18 protein-coding genes are annotated in these 20974 nt (G+C 43.5%); 11 read left to right on the forward strand and 7 right to left on the reverse strand.

What is annotated here, in order from left to right; all coding sequences use genetic code 11:
* Positions 1–75 precede the first annotated feature (75 nt).
* Entirely contained in the window at positions 76–1365 is a 1290-nt protein-coding gene (locus R7P35_RS12495) for a citrate synthase (RefSeq protein WP_005382163.1), read from the forward strand.
* A 92-nt stretch (positions 1366–1457) separates the two neighbouring features.
* Here R7P35_RS12495 and R7P35_RS12500 read toward each other — a convergent pair whose 3' ends face one another.
* Positions 1458–2216, reverse strand: a complete 759-nt coding sequence (locus R7P35_RS12500) for a Nif3-like dinuclear metal center hexameric protein (RefSeq protein WP_025766984.1) — start codon at positions 2214–2216, stop codon at positions 1458–1460.
* 232 nt (positions 2217–2448) lie between these two features.
* Between R7P35_RS12500 and R7P35_RS12505 the strand changes: the two genes are divergently transcribed.
* On the forward strand, positions 2449–3222 hold the full coding sequence (locus tag R7P35_RS12505; RefSeq protein WP_025766985.1) for a DUF1853 family protein: 774 nt from the start codon (positions 2449–2451) through the stop codon (positions 3220–3222).
* Positions 3223–3283: 61 nt separating this feature from the next.
* Here R7P35_RS12505 and pgm read toward each other — a convergent pair whose 3' ends face one another.
* The gene (gene pgm / locus R7P35_RS12510) at positions 3284–4930 is read right to left on the reverse strand and encodes a phosphoglucomutase (alpha-D-glucose-1,6-bisphosphate-dependent) (RefSeq protein ID WP_025766986.1); all 1647 of its coding nucleotides are present in this window, start codon (positions 4928–4930) and stop codon (positions 3284–3286) included.
* A gap of 92 nt (positions 4931–5022) precedes the next feature.
* Complete coding sequence (gene seqA / locus R7P35_RS12515; RefSeq protein ID WP_005382149.1) at positions 5023–5565, reverse strand: replication initiation negative regulator SeqA; 543 nt, start codon at positions 5563–5565, stop codon at positions 5023–5025.
* Between the two features lie 92 nt (positions 5566–5657).
* Between seqA and R7P35_RS12520 the strand changes: the two genes are divergently transcribed.
* The 3 genes from R7P35_RS12520 (at position 5658) to fldA (ending at position 7341) form a co-directional block, all read left to right on the forward strand.
* The gene (locus R7P35_RS12520; RefSeq protein ID WP_017819953.1) at positions 5658–6425 is read left to right on the forward strand and encodes an alpha/beta fold hydrolase; all 768 of its coding nucleotides are present in this window, start codon (positions 5658–5660) and stop codon (positions 6423–6425) included.
* Positions 6426–6537: 112 nt separating this feature from the next.
* On the forward strand, positions 6538–6759 hold the full coding sequence (locus R7P35_RS12525) for a DUF2788 domain-containing protein (RefSeq protein WP_005393038.1): 222 nt from the start codon (positions 6538–6540) through the stop codon (positions 6757–6759).
* 48 nt (positions 6760–6807) lie between these two features.
* Positions 6808–7341, forward strand: a complete 534-nt coding sequence (fldA, locus tag R7P35_RS12530; protein ID WP_005382146.1) for a flavodoxin FldA — start codon at positions 6808–6810, stop codon at positions 7339–7341.
* A 52-nt stretch (positions 7342–7393) separates the two neighbouring features.
* Here fldA and R7P35_RS12535 read toward each other — a convergent pair whose 3' ends face one another.
* Entirely contained in the window at positions 7394–7897 is a 504-nt protein-coding gene (locus R7P35_RS12535; protein WP_005382144.1) for a DUF4442 domain-containing protein, read from the reverse strand.
* A 200-nt stretch (positions 7898–8097) separates the two neighbouring features.
* On the opposite strand from R7P35_RS12535, the gene fcrX reads away from it, so the two are divergent.
* Positions 8098–8547 carry a ferric iron uptake transcriptional regulator FcrX gene (fcrX, locus tag R7P35_RS12540; RefSeq protein WP_005382141.1) on the forward strand — a complete coding sequence of 150 codons (450 nt, stop codon included), beginning with the start codon at positions 8098–8100 and terminating at the stop codon, positions 8545–8547.
* A 222-nt stretch (positions 8548–8769) separates the two neighbouring features.
* On the opposite strand, the gene glnS is transcribed toward fcrX, so the two are convergent.
* The gene (glnS, locus tag R7P35_RS12545; protein WP_005382124.1) at positions 8770–10440 is read right to left on the reverse strand and encodes a glutamine--tRNA ligase; all 1671 of its coding nucleotides are present in this window, start codon (positions 10438–10440) and stop codon (positions 8770–8772) included.
* A 276-nt stretch (positions 10441–10716) separates the two neighbouring features.
* On the reverse strand, positions 10717–12210 hold the full coding sequence (nagE, locus tag R7P35_RS12550) for an N-acetylglucosamine-specific PTS transporter subunit IIBC (RefSeq protein ID WP_005384985.1): 1494 nt from the start codon (positions 12208–12210) through the stop codon (positions 10717–10719).
* A gap of 489 nt (positions 12211–12699) precedes the next feature.
* Between nagE and nagA the strand changes: the two genes are divergently transcribed.
* The 4 genes from nagA to asnB all read left to right on the forward strand — a co-directional run bounded on the left by nagA (position 12700) and on the right by asnB (position 18619).
* On the forward strand, positions 12700–13836 hold the full coding sequence (gene nagA / locus R7P35_RS12555) for an N-acetylglucosamine-6-phosphate deacetylase (protein WP_025766987.1): 1137 nt from the start codon (positions 12700–12702) through the stop codon (positions 13834–13836).
* Between the two features lie 2 nt (positions 13837–13838).
* The gene (gene nagC, locus R7P35_RS12560) at positions 13839–15053 is read left to right on the forward strand and encodes a DNA-binding transcriptional regulator NagC (RefSeq protein WP_025766988.1); all 1215 of its coding nucleotides are present in this window, start codon (positions 13839–13841) and stop codon (positions 15051–15053) included.
* A gap of 81 nt (positions 15054–15134) precedes the next feature.
* A complete protein-coding gene (locus R7P35_RS12565; RefSeq protein WP_025766989.1) occupies positions 15135–16724 on the forward strand; it encodes a cation:proton antiporter family protein in 1590 nt (529 codons plus the stop codon).
* A gap of 230 nt (positions 16725–16954) precedes the next feature.
* Positions 16955–18619 carry an asparagine synthase B gene (gene asnB / locus R7P35_RS12570; protein ID WP_005382100.1) on the forward strand — a complete coding sequence of 555 codons (1665 nt, stop codon included), beginning with the start codon at positions 16955–16957 and terminating at the stop codon, positions 18617–18619.
* Between the two features lie 115 nt (positions 18620–18734).
* Here asnB and rfaH read toward each other — a convergent pair whose 3' ends face one another.
* Positions 18735–19235: a transcription/translation regulatory transformer protein RfaH gene (gene rfaH / locus R7P35_RS12575; RefSeq protein ID WP_005382098.1), complete on the reverse strand. Its 501-nt coding sequence runs from the start codon at positions 19233–19235 to the stop codon at positions 18735–18737.
* Positions 19236–19568: 333 nt separating this feature from the next.
* Between rfaH and R7P35_RS12580 the strand changes: the two genes are divergently transcribed.
* A complete protein-coding gene (locus R7P35_RS12580; protein WP_318092173.1) occupies positions 19569–20957 on the forward strand; it encodes a peptide MFS transporter in 1389 nt (462 codons plus the stop codon).
* Positions 20958–20974 lie beyond the last annotated feature (17 nt).

Raw genomic sequence — 20974 nt, forward strand, 5'->3', positions numbered from 1 at the left:
TTAAGCTTTAACAACAGTACAAAAATGGCACATAAACATCCTGGACGGATTAAATAATAAACAAAGGAGATTGTTATGGCGGATAAGAAAGCGACCCTTCATGTTGAAGGTCAAGCGCCAATCGAACTGCCAATTATGGACGGTACGCTAGGTACACCTGTAATTGACGTTCGTAAGCTGGGAGCCAATGGTTACTTTACTTTTGACCCAGGTTTTCTTGCCACTGCATCTTGTGAATCATCAATCACGTACATCGATGGCGGCAAAGGTATTCTTTTGCACCGCGGTTTCCCGATTGATCAATTAGCCAATAACGCAGATTACTTAGAAGTATGTTACATCCTTCTTTATGGTGAAGCCCCTACCCGAGAACAATACGAGCAATTCAAAACGACCGTTACTCGTCACACAATGGTACACGAGCAAATCGCAAGCTTTTTCCATGGCTTCCGACGCGATGCTCATCCAATGGCGGTAATGTGTGGTGTAGTTGGAGCACTTGCAGCCTTCTATCACGACTCTCTTGACATTAACAACGACGAACACCGCGAAATTGCAGCGTACCGTCTGCTGTCAAAAATGCCAACACTGGCGGCGATGTGTTACAAATACTCTATCGGTCAGCCATTTATTTACCCTCGTAACGACCTTAGCTACGCAGAGAACTTCTTGCATATGATGTTCGCAAACCCTTGCGAAGAGTATGAAGTAAATCCTGTGGTTGCCCGTGCGATGGATAAGATTTTCACTCTACACGCGGATCACGAACAGAATGCGTCGACATCAACTGTTCGCCTAGCTGGCTCTTCTGGTGCGAACCCATTTGCATGTATTGCCGCTGGTATTGCATCCCTTTGGGGGCCTGCTCACGGTGGCGCAAACGAAGCCTGCTTGAGAATGCTAGAAGAGATTGGCAGCGTCGATAACATCCCTGAATATGTAGACCGCGCGAAAGACAAAGATGACCCATTCCGCTTAATGGGCTTTGGTCACCGCGTTTACAAGAACTACGACCCACGTGCGACAGTAATGCGCGAAACGTGTCATGAAGTTCTCAAAGAGCTAAACATTCAAGACCCTCTGCTAGACGTTGCAATGGAACTTGAGCGCATTGCACTTTCTGATGAGTACTTCGTGTCTAAGAAGCTGTACCCGAACGTAGACTTCTACTCAGGTATCATTCTTAAAGCGATTGGTATTCCAGTTTCTATGTTTACGGTTATCTTCGCGATTTCTCGTACCATCGGCTGGATTGCTCACTGGAACGAAATGCACAGCGATCCACTGAACCGCATCGGTCGTCCTCGTCAGCTATACACTGGCGAAACACAACGTGAGTTTTCTCCACTTCACGAACGTGAATGATCTTTTAGTACGAAGATAGACAAACAAAAGGGTTGAGATTTTCGTCTCAACCCTTTTTTCTTTTTTGCGTTTAACGTTATTAATGGAGAACGCTAAACCGGATTATCAATATCGATAAACTCCACATGTAGGCCATATTCATCCGCTAGCCATTTGCCTAAGGCCTGAACACCATAACGCTCAGTAGCATGATGACCTGCAGCAAAGTAATGAATGTCCATTTCACGAGCAGTATAAGTGGTGCGCTCTGAAATTTCTCCAGAGATAAATGCATCCAGCCCGTGCTGTACAGCAAGTTCAATGAAATCCTGCCCTCCACCAGTACACCAGCCGACTGTCTCAATCATCTTATCAGTATTCTCTGGAGCGATATGCAGAGGCTCTCTTTCAAGAACTTGGTTGATCTTACTCGCAAATTCAACACCAGACATCGGCTTTTTCAAGCGCCCAAACATAGCAACTGACTGAGGGTGCCCTTCAAGCCCACCTTCTACTTCGATTTCAAGTAAGCGAGCTAATTCAGCGTTGTTGCCTAGCTCTGGATGAATATCTAGAGGAAGGTGATAACCATATAAGTTGATATCATTTTTGATCAGGCTACGAATTCGTTTACCTTTCATGCCACGAATTGGCTCAGGCTCACCTTTCCAAAAATAGCCATGATGAACAAGCAATGCGTCTGCATTAAGCTCAATCGCTTTATCGATTAAGGCTTGAGAGGCGGTTACGCCAGTGATAATACGCTTTACGGCTGGCGTCCCTTCTACCTGTAACCCGTTTGGTGCGTAATCTTTAATTAACTGCGGTGACAGTTTGTCATTAAGAATCTGTTCTAGCTTTAAGTTATTCATTATTACTTCCAATTTCTAGCGCATGTAAACCTAAATAACCTCTCGATGAAATCAGACCGAGAGTGTGCAACCTAGTTGATACAACAACGTTTTGACATCTGGCACCTTGATATCATTTAGGTATTTAAAGTGTATCTCGAACCCTAATATCGATGCTAGCCACCCTACCCTCAAAAGCAAATTTAGTTACAATAACAAAGCTTGTCGCCTCACCATACATTTAGGGATACGGATGAACCAACTGCAACGCTTTTACCAATGGATCGCCACTTCACCTCCTCTTTTCAAGTTACGCCCTCCGTTTGCAACCTTAGAGGATCTTACGGTAACGCCTTTAAAGAACACTGAGCAATACAATGGTAATCCAAGATTGGGCTTTTTATATCAGCACTTATGCACTGCAGTTCTCTCTAGTTCAGAACGATATCAGGTTATCGCGGAAGAGGTTCAGTTAAACGACATCGAAGGTAAGACCATTGGTGCTATAGATTTGGTGTTGCGGAATACAGAATCAAATCAAATAGAACACTGGGAAGTGGCGATTAAGTTTTATCTTCTTTATAACGGCGTTTGGTATGGTCCGAATGCTCACGACCAGCTGCATACAAAACTGAATAGAATGCTTACTCATCAATTGAAAATGAGCGATCGCCCGGAATTTCAAAAAATAATTCCGTTAAACGACGCCCCACAAGAGCATCTATTGATGCAAGGACGACTCTATATTAATCCGTTTACTCCAGAGCCAACTCCTAGCGAGTGCTTGGGTTATGAACTAAATCCAAGTCAGATTAGTGGTTACTGGTGCTACCAGAGCCAATGGGAGTTAATCGGTAAGCCACTTTATCATTTACACAAACCATGCTGGGCGATTGGTATGGACGATTTATCTCGACCCATTGAAAAGCCTTCAGACCGATTTGTACATGCACAAACGGAGGACGGTCAATTCTGGTTTGTGGTACCAGATTCATGGCCCGGAGATAAAGCGGTTCGGGGCACTTAAACATGAAAGGGTTGATGTTTTCACATCAACCCTTTGCTAGATACATTGACCATTGGATGTTTTACAAACCAGCGGCTGCAAACACTTGATTAACGATCTCTTGTGCTTCAGCTTCGATTTGTTTCAGATGTTCTTCACCTTTGAAGCTTTCACAGTAAATCTTGTAGATGTCCTCTGTGCCTGATGGACGAGCAGCGAACCAACCGTTAGCTGTCGTTACTTTAAGGCCGCCAATCGCAGCACCATTGCCTGGTGCATGCGTTAGACGAGCAGTGATAGCATCACCTGCTAGAGTTTCAGCCGCAACCATTTCTGGTGACAACTTCTTCAATACGTCTTTTTGTGGGCCATTTGCTACAGCTTGAATACGGTTGTACTTCGACTCACCGTGCTTCGCCGCTAGCTCTTCATAGTAATCTTGAGGGTTCTTACCCGTTACCGCAGTGATCTCTGCTGCTAGAAGGCATAGCAAGATGCCATCTTTGTCTGTTGACCAAGGCGTGCCATCTTTACGAAGGAAAGACGCACCAGCACTTTCTTCGCCGCCGAAACCAAACTTACCAGTGTACAGACCGTCTACAAACCATTTGAAACCAACAGGCACTTCACATAGCTCACGACCTAGATCCGCAACAACACGGTCAATCAGCGCACTTGAAACTAGTGTTTTACCAACAGCGACGTCTTTACCCCACGCGTCACGATGACGGTACAAGTAGTCAATACAAACGGCTAAGAAGTGGTTCGGGTTCATCAAACCTTTTGGCGTAACGATACCGTGACGGTCGTAGTCAGGATCGTTACCAAATGCTAAATCGTATTCGTCTTTCAGTGCCAATAGACCCGCCATTGCGTAAGGAGAAGAACAGTCCATACGCACAACGCCGTCTTTATCTAGCGACATGAATTGGAAAGAAGGATCGATCGATTCACTTACTAGCGTTAGGTCTAGGTTGTATGCCTGACCAATTTGACGCCAGTAATCGATACCGCTGCCACCCAATGGATCTACACCAATCTTCAGGTTCGCTTTTTGGATTGCTTCCATATCGATAACGTTCACCAGATCATCAATGTATGGCTTCACCAAGTCCATCTCTACAAACAGATCCGATGCTTTTGCTTCTGCTAGTGGTAGGCGTTTAACACCTTGTAAACCTTCAGCAATCAATTCGTTCGCACGATCTTCGATAGCTTGAGTCAACTCAGCTTCTGCAGGACCACCATGTGTCGGATTGTATTTGATACCGCCGTCTTGTGGTGGGTTATGTGATGGAGTAATAACGATACCGTCTGCTTTTTCATCGTGTTTGATGTTGTAAGTCAGAATCGCGTGTGAAATACCCGGTGTTGGCGTGTAACCGTTGTCTTGCTGGACAATCACTTTCACACCATTTGCAATCAATACTTCAATCACACTTGAAAAAGCAGGCTCAGATAGCGCATGCGTGTCTTTACCCACAAACAACGGGCCAGTTGTGCCTTGCTCAGCACGAACTTCTGCTACCGCTTGAGCGATCGCTAAAATGTGGTTTTCGTTAAAAGTGTGCTTGTCTGCAGTACCGCGGTGGCCAGAAGTACCAAATTGAACTTTGTGTTCTGCGTTTGCCGCGTCTGGTTGAAGTAAGAAGTAGTTAGCAACGAGTGCTGGGATATTGTGAAGATCTTCCTGCTGCGCTTTTTGCCCAGCACGAGGGTGCATAGCCATGTTTGACATCCTTTCTTTCAATACAAATAAAATTAAAAAAGCCTCATAATATCCGCTCACTGCGACGCATTATGAGGCTTCTATCAGGTTTCTTAGATTGAACCTGTTACTTTTTCTATTAAGTCAGGTTGGAACCCCATGTGTGCCATCACTTGTTCAACCATCTGTCTTTTACGACTTGTATTGTTATTCGTGATAACCCAAAACGGTGTGCCAGGAATGGCTTTTGGCTTGGTCGTATTACCGTTTGCTAGCAAGGTTTCTTCATTATCTGCAAAGTACACGCGTTTGCGTCCTTTTACATTCGTAGCCTGGGCGAAACCTTCTGGATTCAATTTATGTAAGGTCGATAATACCAACATAAAGCGATCAATCGCTTTTTTTAGACCGGCAAACTCATCAGAAATAAGCAGCGAACGCATTTCTTTCACTACATCAACAGATTCCGTTTTACCCGCATCTTTACTTACTACAATCCCTTGTGGCTTCTCTACTACAGGCGCGGCTTTAGCTTCCTGCAACTGACCATCAAGGTTTAAAAGGCGTCGCAAAATATCCGAGGCGCTTTCACCGATATGCTTAGTTTGACTAGCTATATAACGGTATAGATCCTCATCAACCTCAATTGTTTTCATTCGCTTTTCACATTCTCAATGTTTAAACTCTGGGGGATTATAACGAGATCCACGCGGATACTCCACGTTAAACCCATCACGAATAAGATAAAATGTCAGCATTACTCAACTATAAGCAGGAAGGCCAAGGCCAAACAGTTGTTTTGATTCACGGATTGTTTGGTAGTTTAAGTAATCTGGGTCTACTCGCCCGCGATCTTATTAAAGATCACACGGTGATCAGTATTGATCTGAGAAATCACGGCCTCTCTTTCCACTCCGAAGTCCATAACTATACCGATATGGCAAAAGATGTGGCTCAGCTCCTTCAGCACTTAAACGTTGAGCCATCTATTGTTATTGGTCACTCCATGGGCGGAAAAGTCGCGATGGCTCTTGTGGACATTGCTCCAAATGTAGTCAAGCAGTTAGTCGTTCTCGACATGGCGCCTGTAGCCTACACTACGAACCGTCACGATAATGTTTTTAACGGCTTACATGCTGTTATTAATGAAAAACCAGCAAATCGACAGCAAGCCATGGATATCCTAGCTCAACATATTGAACTCGATGGTGTAAGACAATTTCTCTCTAAATCACTGTACAAAAATGGCGATAAGATGGATTGGCGGTTTAACGTACCGAGCCTTTTTGAGAATTATGACCAAATTATTGGCTGGCAAGAAATCACACCAACAGATATCCCAACTTTATTTATCAAAGGCGGCGACTCTGACTACTTAATGCCAGAACATCAGCCGGCAGTGAAGCGACAATTTAACCATGCTAAAGCACACATTATCGCTGGCACTGGTCACTGGTTACACGCCGAGAAACCGACAGAAGTAATGAGAGTCATTCGAAAATACATTTCGAGTTAACAAATTCGAAAAGCAACACTAGATTATTGAAATAACCCTTCTTGTAGTGCATTAACTTTACCGTTTAACAGTGGTATAGTGCGCCCAAGATTTTTCGGCATGAAGGGCTAAAATGCTTTACGACTATATGGATATGCTCGAGTCTATTGGGCTCGATCTTCTTTTTGCTGCTATCTTTTTTTTCATCGGGATGGCGATAAAAGATGTGCTAAAGCAAGGCAATGTACCTGTTTTTGGTCGTCGTATTGTGTGGTTAGTCCTTTTCCTAGGCTGTGCTGGCTTTATTGCAAAAGGTGTAATTCAGCTAACTTGGGAAGGCTCAGGGTTAGGTTAAACCCTTAGTAGCATCGCCAATAACAAACAATGTAAAGGTATAGACTCTATGGCAAGTGTAGGTATCTTCTTCGGTAGCGACACAGGTAATACTGAAGCCGTTGCAAAGATGATTCAAAAGCAACTAGGTAAACATCTAGTTCACGTTCAAGACATCGCGAAAAGCAGCAAAGAAGACATTGATAACTTCGATCTTCTTCTTCTAGGTATCCCAACTTGGTACTACGGCGAAGCACAATGTGATTGGGATGACTTCTTCCCTGAACTTGAGCAAATCGACTTCTCTACTAAGCTAGTGGCTATCTTTGGCTGTGGCGACCAAGAAGACTACGCAGAATACTTCTGTGACGCGATGGGCACAGTCCGTGATATCGTTGAATCTAAAGGCGGCACAATTCTTGGCCATACCTCGACAGAAGGCTACGAATTTGAAGCGTCTAAAGCACTTGTTGAAGGTGACGAAAGCCAATTCGTAGGTCTATGTATTGATGAAGACCGCCAACCAGAATTGACTGACGAGCGTGTTGAAAGCTGGGTTAAACAGATCTATGAAGAGATGTGTTTAGCTGAGCTAGAAGGCTAATCAAATTGAATGATGCAAAGACCTCCACTTGGAGGTCTTTTTGTATGTATTGTCACACAGCATCGGTAAGTACTTCCTCTTCGCGATACTGAGGTTTCTTTCTTACATAAAGCTTGCGTTGAACCTCTGAAACCACATTCCCCTGTTTATCTTTTACATGAGTAATAAACTCAGGAAAGCACTTTTCTCCATTCCGTGTCATTTGATAAATGTTTTCCAGCATCCCTTCAGTGACCTCAAATTCTGCAAACAAATCACTTTGCCCCGGCTTAATAAAGTTAATGCTTGCCTCTTTATCCCACACATAATATTCCTCTCGTAGAATCCCCATCAGCATCAACGAGTAAATAGGATCAGTTAAAGAGAAAATACTGCCGCCATATTGGGTGCGATTGGCATTTTTATTCCACCAGCGAAGCTTTAAACGTACCTTTACAGTACGGAAGTCTTGAGAAATATGTAAGATTTTAATACCCGCCCCCCAAAAAGGAGGCCAAATATTGAGTGCGAACTTTACAATTCCTGGTTTGTATATCTTCGCTAGTCGCCTATTCATCGCTATCCCTGCCCTCTCCAAGCTTAATGTTACACAATTGTAACTGGTCAGAGCTGTAATATAATGGACCTGTTTCTAATTTACAAAAAGATTCTATTAACCCTTTGAAGTTCGTGGTTTAATGTTCCGAACGCTTATCCTATAATGGTAGGAAGATTGAATTCTGTTAAATCGCTGCAGATGATCCAACGGGAAAGTATATGTCAGATAATAATCAGGCGCTGAAGGATGCGGGTTTAAAAGTAACCCTTCCGAGGCTAAAAATTCTAGAAGTACTTCAGCAGCCAGACTGCCAGCACATCAGTGCTGAAGATTTGTACAAAAAGTTGATTGATCTAGGTGAAGAAATTGGCCTAGCAACTGTTTACCGAGTTCTAAACCAGTTCGACGATGCTGGTATTGTAACTCGTCACCACTTTGAAGGTGGAAAGTCAGTCTTCGAATTATCGACTCAACATCACCACGACCACCTAGTGTGCCTAGACTGTGGTGAGGTAATTGAATTTTCTGACGATCTTATTGAAGAACGTCAAAAAGAGATTGCAGCTAAGTACAATGTCACACTAACAAACCACAGCTTATACTTGTACGGCAAGTGTAGCGATGGTGGTTGTAAAGACAATCCAGATGCACACAAACCGAAAAAATAAGGGTTTGTTAATTTAAAAAGTAAACGTCAGCACATGCTGGCGTTTTTTGTTTCTAGAAGTCAGTACCTTAGACGTCAGTACTTTGGTTACAGAACAAAAGCTACTAAACACCCATCTTTTTTCTCCACAGTTTTGCACATCTATATAGCACTCTGTGGGATTAGGTATAAAAAATGCCAGCGTTTGCTGGCATTTTTTCATCGTTCTCAGCATTAATTGAGATTATTGATTCTCAATTTTTGCCCAGGTATCACGTAGACCAACCGTGCGATTGAATACTAGATTATCTGCTGAAGAGTCTTTCGAGTCTGCACAGAAGTAACCCATACGTTCAAACTGGTAACCTTTTTCTGCTTCTGCAGAAGCTAGGCTAGGCTCGACGAAGCCATTGATCACAACTAATGATTCAGGGTTGATAGTAGAAGCAAAATCTTCCGCTGCGCCTGGGTTTGGCACCGTAAATAAACGATCGTACAGACGAATTTCCGCTGGAAGAGCTTTATCAGCTGACACCCAATGAATAACGCCTTTCACTTTACGACCATCTGCTGGGTTTTTACCTAGCGTATCTGCATCGTAAGAACAGAAGATCGTTGTGATGTTGCCTTCGGCATCTTTTTCAACGCGCTCAGCTTTGATCACGTAAGCACCACGTAAACGAACTTCTTTACCTAGCACTAAACGCTTGTACTTTTTGTTCGCTTCTTCACGGAAGTCTTCACGCTCAATCCACAATTCACGCGTGAATGGCACTTCACGCACGCCCATTTCAGGTTTATTTGGGTGGTTGGCAACTGTCAAGTTTTCTACTGCGCCTGCTTCAAAGTTTTCGATAACAACTTTAACAGGATCCAGTACAGCCATTGCACGCGGAGCGTTCTCGTTTAGGTCATCACGAATACAAGATTCTAATGAACTAAACTCGATCATATTTTCTTGCTTCGTTACACCAATACGCTTACAAAACTCACGAATAGATGCAGGTGTGAAGCCACGACGACGCAGACCTGAGACAGTCGGCATACGTGGATCATCCCAACCATTAACCAGTTTTTCAGTAACTAGCTGGTTAAGCTTACGCTTAGACATCACTGTGTATTCAAGGTTTAAACGACTGAACTCGTATTGATGTGGACGGCTTTCGATCGTGATGTTGTCTAGAACCCAATCGTACAGACGACGGTTATCCATGAATTCAAGCGTACAAATAGAGTGCGTAATGCCTTCTAATGCATCAGAAATACAGTGCGTAAAGTCGTACATTGGGTAAATGCACCACTTATCACCAGTTTGGTGGTGCGTAGCAAAACGCACACGGTATAAAACTGGATCGCGCATGACCATGAATGAAGAACCCATGTCGATTTTAGCACGAAGACACGCTTTACCTTCTTCAAATTCACCAGCGCGCATTTTTTCAAACAACGCCAAGTTCTCTTCAACAGAACGGTCACGGTATGGACTTGGTTTACCTGGCGCCTTTAGTGTGCCGCGGTATTCACGAATTTGCTCTGGACTTAGCTCATCTACGTACGCTAAGCCTTTGTTAATCAATTCAATTGCATATTCGTAAAGCTTATCGAAGTAGTTTGATGAGTAACATACTTCACCACTCCACTCAAAGCCCAACCAGTTTACATCTTTCTTGATAGACTCAACGTATTCGATGTCTTCTTTTTCAGGGTTTGTATCGTCGAAACGCAGATTACATTGACCCTGGTAGTCCTGAGCAATACCGAAGTTCAAACAGATAGACTTAGCATGACCGATATGCAGGTAGCCATTTGGCTCCGGCGGGAATCGAGTATGCACGCTAGTGTGTTTACCATCCGCTAGATCTTTATCAATGATCTGGCGAATAAAGTTTGATGGACGAGCATCAGCTTCACTCATCTATAGCACCTCAAAAATATTAGTATTGTCAGAGAAAACGGAACCCTGTATCCAAGTATGGTTTCACAGAGTACATTGTTCCTAATGATCCACAATTCTAAGCAATTAGACAACAAGAACTCGCTCTAAAACGACAATATTTATTGAGTTGGCGTGAAAGCAAAGCAGATTCAAAGGGCCTAAACGAAAAAAGGCCTCCTGCGGAGGCCTTTTGCGATGTTGTAGTATCAATTGTTTGCAATACCAATAACAAACAATCGCACCACTATTAAACAGTTAAGCTGGTAACTGAACACCACTTAAGTCTTCATCTTTAGATACATTCTTCATCTCACCAGCAACAATCTCTGCTAGTGGACCAAGGATAACTTGTAGGTTGTTTGTACCTAGCTTCACAACTCCCATAGCTCCAAGATCTTTCAGAGTTTTCTCATTGATAACGCTCATATCTTTCACAGAAAGGCGCAAACGAGTAATACAGGCATCGATAGAACTTAGGTTGTCATGACCGCCAAGTGCTTTCAAGTACTGACGAGCAAGCTCTGAAGAATTGCTTGATCCAGCCACGTTAGATGAAGCTTCTTCATCATCTTCACGTCCCGGTGTTTTAAGGCCAAACTTAACAATCACGGTACGGAACACGAAGTAGTAAACCGCAAAGAAACCAAGACCTTGTACAATGAGCATGTACCAGTTTACCGCTAGCGGGTTACGAGTCGACAATACTAAGTCGACTAAACCAGCAGAGAAACCGAAACCTGCAATCCACTGCATTGATGCCGCGATATAAACTGATAGACCAGTCAGCGCTGCGTGAAGAACGTACAGTCCTGGAGCAAGGAACATGAATGCAAATTCAAGTGGTTCTGTTACACCTGTAAAGAATGAAGCAAACGCAGCCGCAATCATGATAGATGCCACTTTCTCTTTATTCTTTGATTTCGCAGTATGGTACATCGCTAGAGCAGCGCCTGGTAAACCAAACATCATGATTGGGAAGAAGCCCGCTTGGTACATCCCTGTAACACCTACCGTTGCCGTGCCTTCAGCTAATGATTTCGCACCGCCAAGGAAGTTTGGAATGTCATTAATACCAGCAACATCAAACCAGAACACTGAGTTTAGTGCATGGTGCAGACCAACAGGAATTAGAAGACGGTTGAAGAATGCATAAACACCTGCACCTGCTTCACCCATACCTTGAATGCTTTCTCCAAAACTGACCAGACCGCCGTAAACTGATGGCCAAACGTACATCAGGATGAACGCAATAACGATACCAGCAAAAGACGTTAGGATAGGTACAAGACGCTTACCAGAGAAAAACGCCAGTGCTTTGTGCAGCTCTACGTGAGAAAAACGGTTGTACAACTCAGCAGAAACAATACCAACCAAGATACCTACGAACTGGTTATTGATTTTACCAAATGCAGCAGGTACTTCACTTGGGTCAATGCCTTGAATTTGTGATACTGCACCAGGGGCCAAAAGCGTTGTGACAACTAAGAAGCCCACGAAGCCTGAAAGTGCAGCGGCGCCATCTTTGTCTTTAGACATTCCGTAAGCAACACCAACAGCGAACAATACTGACATGTTGTCAATGATCGCTGCACCAGCTTTAATAAGAAATGCAGCAAGTGCACTGTTTGCGCCCCAGCCATTTGGGTCGATCCAGTAGCCAATACCCATGAGTATTGCTGCTGCAGGAAGTGTGGCAACCGGCACCATAAGCGCCTTACCCACCTTCTGGAAGTATCCGAGAATGTTCACCTTAAGTTCCCCCTATAGGATTAGATGTTATGTTGAATGACTTATTTCAGCCGTCCAATTTAGTCATCCTAAGTTTATGATATTAATTTTGCTCCGCAAATTAAAAGCTCACCGTTTGTGATCATAATCACCACAATTTGCCCTTTCGGAAGGTTTTTGCTAGCGAGATCATAAAACTTATTTTATTATACGAAAAAATGGCGTTTTAAAGATAATATTCTCGCACTTTATGCAAGGCAGAATCAGTGTTATTTTGGTATCTAGGCGGGTAAATCACTGTAACTTTGCTCTGAAAAAGAATCATAAAAAACCATACAATTATTACTTTTCAGTTAGTTACTATGACAATAACATCGATAAAACGCGACTTGCTGTATGTGACTCGTTATCTAATTCAGTGATACAAACTAAGTACCCATATGACTGAAGCAGTCTCTACTTAGATAACGATATAGAAATTGAATTCTCATCTATAAGGACTAGCTGACTATGTACGCGCTAAGTAACTGTAAAATTTATACCGGTAGTGATGTTCTTACCGATCATGCGGTCATCATCGAAAACGATCTTATTCAATCTATTGTGCCGGTTTCTGAGCTACCTCAAAGCATCGAACTAAAAGACCTTGCAGGCGCTAATCTAAGTCCAGGCTTTATCGATCTGCAGTTGAACGGTTGTGGCGGTGTAATGCTAAACGATGCAATTACCCCTGAAACCATGCAAATCATGCACCAGGCAAACCTCAAATCTGGCTGTACTAGCTTCCTGCCAACACTCATTACGTCATCTGATGAAGATATGCGAACTGCAATTGCCGCAGCTCGTGAGTACCACAACAAGTATCAAAATCAATCGCTTGGTTTACACCTCGAAGGTCCTTACCTTAACGTCGCGAAAAAAGGCATCCATAACGTAGATTTTATTCGCCCATCAGACGAAAGCATGATCGACCTTATCTGCACAAACGCCGATATCGTAGCGAAAGTAACACTAGCACCTGAGCATAACGACCCAGAGCATATTGCGCGATTAAAGGCTGCTGGCATCGTAGTTTCAATTGGCCACACAAATGCAACCTACGCCGAAGCACGTAAAAGCTTTGAAGCAGGCATTACTTTTGCTACACACCTCTTTAATGCAATGACACCAATGGTTGGTCGTGAACCAGGAGTTGTTGGTGCAATTTACGATACTCCTGACGTATATGCTGGCATTATTGCTGATGGTTTTCACGTCGACTACGCAAACATCCGAATTGCTCATAAAATCAAAGGTGAAAAGCTTGTTTTGGTGACGGATGCCACAGCTCCAGCAGGTGCTAACATTGATCACTTTATTTTTGTCGGTAAGAAAGTATATTACCGAGATGGTAAGTGTGTTGATGAAAATGGCACGCTAGGCGGCTCAGCTTTGACAATGATTGAAGCAGTTCAGAATTCAGTTGAGCACGCGGGGATCGCTTTAGACGAAGCTCTACGAATGGCCACGTTATACCCAGCAACAGCAATTGGTGTTGAGGATCGCCTTGGCCGAGTTCGAAAAGGGATGGTTGCAAACCTGACTATTTTCGATCGTGACTTTAAAGTAAAAGCGACGGTTGTTAACGGACAATACGAGCAAAATTAAGCATGAATGGCGGACAGATTGGTAATGTAGATTTAGTAAAACAGCTTAACAGCGCTGCGGTATATAGGCTGATTGATCAGCAAGGTCCTATCTCCCGTATTCAAGTCGCGGACGTGAGTCAGCTCGCGCCTGCTAGTGTTACCAAAATAACCCGCCAACTTTTAGAGCGCGGCCTTATTAAGGAGGTCGCCCAACAAGCTTCAACTGGTGGTCGTCGTGCGATCTCTTTGACTACTGAAGTCAAACCTTTTCATTCGATTGCCGTTCGCTTAGGTCGAGATTACGTACAGTTCAGTTTATACGATTTAGGTGGTACCGCGCTGGCAGAAGATCAGCATGAACTGCACTACACTAACCAAGCAGACTTAATCGCAGGACTTATCGATTTATTAAAAGATTTCGTAAACCGTTGCGAAGACAAAATTGATCAACTCATCGCTATCGGCATCACTTTACCGGGCCTTGTTAACCCAACAACTGGCGTGGTCGAATACATGCCTAATACCGATATCGATAATCTTGCTCTCGGTGAAATTGTTGGAGAGAAGTTTAATACAGCATGCTTTGTTGGCAACGACGTACGTGGCATGGCGTTGGCTGAGCACTACTTTGGAGCAAGCCAAGACTGCCAGGATTCTATTTTGGTTAGCGTCCACCGCGGTACTGGCGCAGGTATTATCGTTAACGGCCAGGTTTTTCTTGGTTTTAACCGCAACGTCGGTGAAATTGGTCATATCCAAATTGACCCGCTTGGTGAGCAATGCCAATGTGGAAACTTTGGCTGTTTAGAAACCGTAGCTGCAAACCCAGCGATTATTCAACGAGTGAAGCAACTGATTACTCAAGGATACGAATCAAGCTTAACCGACCTTGAAAACATCACAATTGAAGCGGTATGTCAGCACGCAATGAATGGTGATGAACTTGCGAAACAGAGTTTAGTGCGAGTGGGCAACCAGCTAGGTAAAGCGATTGCGATTACGGTTAACTTATTTAATCCACAGAAAATTGTAATTGCTGGCGATATTACTGCAGCACAAGATATTGTTTTCCCTGCAATTCAACGCAACGTAGAGAATCAATCTCTTAAAACTTTCCATAACGACCTCCCTATCGTGGCTTCTCACATTGATAAGCAGCCAACGATGGGCGCATTTGCGATGATTAAACGCGCTATGCTAAACGGAGTTTTGTTACAAAAGTTACTGGAAGACTAAGTTTATACAACCAATTGAGTTACAATCTCGGGCTGTGTTTTCACAGCCCGTTTTTGTATATCAGGAATACAGCTCAACAGTATGGAAATTATTCTAATTACAGCCGCTTTTTTAGCTGGTTTTATTGCGCTTAAATGCAGCCTCCCTCCCCTCGTTGGTTTTCTACTAGCTGGATTTGGCTTGCATGCATTTGGTTACCAAAGCAATGACGTTATTGTCACTCTCGCAGATCTTGGTGTTACTCTTCTTCTGTTTACTATTGGACTCAAACTCGATGTAAAAACCCTGCTGTCCAAAGAAATATGGGGAGGGGCAACCGCCCACAACATACTCTCTACCGCTTTTTTTGCCCTAGCGTTATCCGGCTTAAAACTACTGGGCTTGACTTCGCTAGCCAGTATGGACGGCAGCCAAATCCTGCTTTTAGCTTTTGCACTATCGTTCTCTAGTACCGTTTTTGCCGTAAAAGCATTGCAAGAAAAAGGCGAAATGAACGCGACCTACGGCACACTCGCGATCGGTATCTTGGTTATGCAAGATATTTTTGCCGTAGTATTCCTGACTGCTTCAACCGGAAAAGTCCCAGAATGGTATGCCATCGGTTTGTTCGCACTGCCTTTCCTTCGTCCCCTATTCTATAAGCTGCTCGATAAAGTTGGCCACGGCGAAATGCTGGTGCTATTCGGTATTTTCTTCGCGCTTGTTGTCGGTGCTGGGCTATTCGAGTTGGTCGGGATGAAACCAGACTTGGGCGCGCTAATTTTAGGCATGCTACTCGCAGGTCACCCAAAAGCCTCAGAACTATCCAAGTCATTATTCAATATGAAGGAGCTCTTTTTAGTCTGCTTCTTTTTAAACATTGGTTTATCCGCCTCATTGAGCGTGAATGGCGTCGTTCTCGCCCTGCTATTTATCTTACTGCTACCAATCAAAGGACTCTTGTACTTCGTCACTATTAATCATTTTAAGTTTCGAGTACGTACCTCTTTGCTCGCCTCTTTATCACTATTTAACTACAGTGAGTTTGGTCTTATTGTTGCAGGGTTGGCCTATAAAATGGGCTGGATGCCAAGTGATATGCTTGCTGCGATTGCGGTTGCGGTGTCGGTATCCTTTGTAATTTCCGCGCCACTTAACCGCCTTAGCCATAAAATTTATCAACATTCAGGTAAGTGGCTGCAAGAGACAGCGGTAGAAAAGCTCAATCAACGCGACCAACTCATCAACCCAGGTCATGCCCAAGTATTGATCTTAGGTATGGGGCGTATTGGAACGGGCGCTTATGATGAGCTACGCTCACGCTATGGCAAAATTTCATTGGGTATAGAAATTCGTGAAGACGCTGCACATCATCATCGTTCAGAAGGAAGAAATGTGATTTCTGGTGATGCCACCGACCCGGATTTCTGGGAGCGAATTTTAGATACAGGTCATGTAAAACTGGTTCTGCTTGCAATGCCACATCATCAAGGTAACCAAACAGCACTTGAGCAGCTTAAACGCAGAAAATATAAGGGGCAAATTGCCGCTATCGCCGAATACCCAGATCAATTGCAAGGCTTACTTGAAAATGGCGTTGACGCAGCATTCAATATATATAGTGAAGCTGGTAGCGGTTTTGCTCGACACGTCTGTAAACAACTTCAGCCTAAATTCACACCAATTAAATAAGCAACAGCACTGATATTTTTTGAAAGGCTTTCTATTGATAGAAAGCCTTTTTTGTATAGTTTTTATACCAAACCTTGATCTCATTCACCAAAACAACGGTTGAGTTAAATATTTTCCATACAACAAGGCCTTTTATCATTTTTTTAATCACAAAACGTTGCTTTTTTTATTAGTAATGGCAAATTTAAACCATACCGATTAGAAATTGTTTAGTTTAGTAAGGATGTAGTATGTGTTCAGTATTTGGCATTTTAGACATTAAAAGCGATGCAGCCGCATTGCGCCCTATCGCATTAGAGATGTCGAAAAAACTTCGTCACCGTGGCCCAGACTGGTCTGGGATTTACTCTTCAGAGCGTGCTATTTTAGCGCACGAGCGCTTGGCGATTGTTGGTCTAAATAGTGGTGCACAGCCGCTATACAGCCCTGATAAGAAGCTCATCCTTGCCGTCAATGGTGAAATCTACAACCATAAAGAAATTCGTGCTCGTTACGAAGGAAAGTACGAATTTCAAACCGATTCAGACTGTGAAGTCATTCTTGCACTTTACCAAGATATGGGTGCAGATCTCCTTGAAGAACTAAACGGTATTTTCGCTTTTGTGCTCTACGACGAAGAAAAAGATGAGTATTTAGTCGGCCGTGACCATATTGGTATTATCCCTCTTTATCAAGGTCACGATGAACATGGTAACTACTATGTGGCATCAGAGATGAAGGCTCTTGTTCCAGTATGTAAAACAGTAAGTGAATTCCCTCCTGGTAGCTACTACAGCTCTAAAGATACTCAGCCAACACGTTACTATGTTCGTGACTGGAACGAGTACGCAGCAGTACAAGGTAACAGCACTAGCAAAGAAGAATTGACGGAAGCGCTAGAAGCGGCTGTTAAACGCCAACTAATGACTGACGTGCCTTACGGTGTGCTTCTTTCAGGTGGTCTAGATTCTTCTATTACATCTGCGGTAGCAAAACGCTTTGCAGCGATGCGTATTGAAGATGATGAAAAGTCTGAAGCTTGGTGGCCTCAACTGCACTCTTTTGCTGTTGGCCTAGAAGGCGCGCCTGACCTGAAAGCAGCTCGCGAAGTTGCCGACCAAATTGGTACCGTTCACCACGAAATGACGTACACGATTCAAGAAGGTTTGGACGCGATTCGTGACGTGATTTACCACATTGAAACGTATGACGTGACGACTATCCGCGCATCAACACCTATGTTCTTAATGGGTCGTAAGATCAAAGCGATGGGTATCAAGATGGTATTGTCTGGTGAGGGCGCTGACGAAATCTTTGGTGGCTACCTTTACTTCCACAAAGCGCCAAACGCGAAAGAGTTCCACGAGGAGACTGTGCGTAAACTGCTTGCTCTGAACATGTTCGACTGTGCTCGTGCTAACAAGTCGCTGGCAGCATGGGGAGTTGAAGGACGCGTACCTTTCCTAGATAAAGAGTTCATTGATGTAGCAATGCGCTTGAACCCAGCAGACAAGATGTGTGGCAACGGTAAAATGGAGAAACACATCCTTCGTGAGTGCTTCGAGCACTACCTGCCAGAATCGATCGCATGGCGTCAAAAAGAGCAGTTCTCTGATGGCGTTGGCTACAGCTGGATCGATACGCTGAAAGAAGTAGCAGAACAGAAAGTGACAGACCAGCAGATGGAAACAGCTCAATATCGATTCCCATACAACACGCCAACGACAAAAGAAGGCTACGTGTACCGTGAAATCTTTGAAGAGTTATTCCCACTTCCATCAGCAGCAGAGTGTGTACCAGGAGGCCCTTCAGTAGCGTGTTCTTCAGCGAAGGCGATTGAATGGGATGAATCGTTCCAAAACTGTGTTGACCCATCAGGTCGTGCAGTACAGACCGTTCACAACGACTCATACTAATTCTCTACGATAAAGATAAGGGTTGGTTCGTCCAACCCTTTTAAAACAGACAAAAAATTAGATACGATCAAAAAGAGGTGCTTTTGCACCTCTTTTTATGTTTGATGGAATTAGGCTATTTTAAATCTAAATCACTATTGTCTATGCTGACAGGCACACGCTTGGTGATCATCTGAACTAGCATAATTGAGCGTTTCTCACCATCTTGTTCTTGGAAGATGGCATCTATGCCCGCAAATTGACCGCTTTTAACTCTAATTTGATCGCCTGGTTTTGGCATGCATTCAGAAACGGTATTGTCATTACAACACTTTTCTAGCTGCATCAATTCGAAGACCAAGTCACCTTGAACTTCTTTCGGTTGAGCACCAAAACGCACAAAGTCAACAACACCTCGAGTAGAGCGGACTGAGGTGAAGTTTGGCCCTTGCTCATAATCAAAGTAAGCGAATACGTAACAAGGAAACAGCGGTTCCTCGACTTTTTGTCTTTTACCGCGCAAAATCTTCTCAACTTCTACAGTTGGATAAAAGCATTCTACACCTTGGTTTTCAAGGTGTTGTTTCGCCCTAACCTGCTCCCCACGTTTACAATAAAGTAGATACCAACGTTTCATCTTTTTACTAGCCAATTCTATTTTGTTTTTATCCTAGCATTAAGCCAAAGTTGAGTCATTGATATTCAGTTTATCTATAAAAGTATGATTATACATCGCTCGCATTAACGACATTTTTCAGCAACTTACGATAAAGAAGTCCATAGGCAAAAATGGAAATTAAGTTTGTGACACAACCAATACACCATCATATAATCTGCAAATCTAATCAAAAACAGCCACTTAACAAACAAAAATAGTTGAATGGCAAAATTTTATTATTTGTCACTCGTTGAATTGCATTGTATACGTAGAAGTCGTTAAAAAATGTAATAACTATTATTAGAAGAGCTTATGTCAAACCAACATCAATATTTTGGTCATCCACGTGGCCTGTTCTTATTGTTCGGTACAGAACTGTGGGAACGCTTTTCTTACTACGCAATGCGTGCCATTCTCGTGCTTTACCTTACTGATACAACAATGAATGGCGGCCTTGGCTGGTCAACCAAAGACGCATTAGACCTATACGGCATATACACAGGGCTTGTGTATATCACGCCTCTTATCGGTGGTTACCTAGCAGATAACTATTTAGGTCAACGTCGCTCAATTTTGCTTGGTGGCGCGTTAATGGCCATCGGCCAGTTTACTCTTGCACTTCCTGCTGATGCTTTAGGTATTGGTTCGCTACACAGTTTCTATTTAGGTCTTGGCCTACTTATCACTGGTAACGGTCTCTTTAAGCCAAATATCTCAACCATGGTTGGCGACCTTTATCAAGAAGGTGACAACCGTCGTGACGGCGCATTCACTATCTTTTATATGGGTATCAACTTAGGTGCATTACTTGCCGGCGTCGTTTCTGGCTCTGTGACAACCTCTTACGGTTGGAAAGCTGGCTTTGTTGCCGCTGGTGTGGGTATGCTGGTTAGCCTAGTGATGCAAATGGTACTGGCTCAATCATGGCTTGGTGATATTGGCCGCGAACCAGCGGCGAAACGAGATCTAAATAACAAAAACGCCACCACGAAGCAGCCACTCACCAAAGAAGAAGTGAATCGACTAAAAGTAATTCTGGTCATGAGCTTATTCACTATTGTCTTCTGGGCAGGCTTTGAACAAGCAGGTGGCCTGATGAACATCTACACTCAACAATATACTGATCGCATGATTGGTGGTTTTGAAGTTCCTGCTGCGTGGTTCCAATCACTAAACCCATTTTTCATTATTACTCTAGCGCCAGTTCTGGCTGTCCTTTGGGTAAAATTGGGTAAACGTGAACCCACTTCGCCAGTGAAATTTGCAATGGCACTATTTTTCTTAGCGATTGGTTTCCTTTGTATGGTTGGCGCAGTGCTAGAACAAGGTGGAGATACAACAGTAAAAACATCGATGTTATGGTTGGTCGGCGCTTTCTTCTTCCACACATTAGGCGAGCTGTGTTTATCTCCAATTGGTCTTTCATTGGTGACTAAATTAGCACCGCTTCGCTTAGCTTCACTTATGATGGGTGCATGGTTTGGCTGTAATGCGATTGCTAACTATGTTGCGGGCTATGTGGGTTCTCACGTAGGCGAGTTAGGCGCTATGGCTATCTTTAGTGGTATTGCGGTCAGCGCAACCGTAAGTGGCGTAATTTTGCTCCTATTCTCTTATACACTCGTTCGCTGGATGCATGGCGCTGAAAATACGCACAGCACGGCAGAGCAAGTAGAAGAGCAGCAAGTACAAGTTGCTTGATCGCTCAACTAAACGTA

The organism is Vibrio sp. Vb0304 (assembly GCF_033338995.1).
Lineage (GTDB): Bacteria > Pseudomonadota > Gammaproteobacteria > Enterobacterales > Vibrionaceae > Vibrio > Vibrio alginolyticus.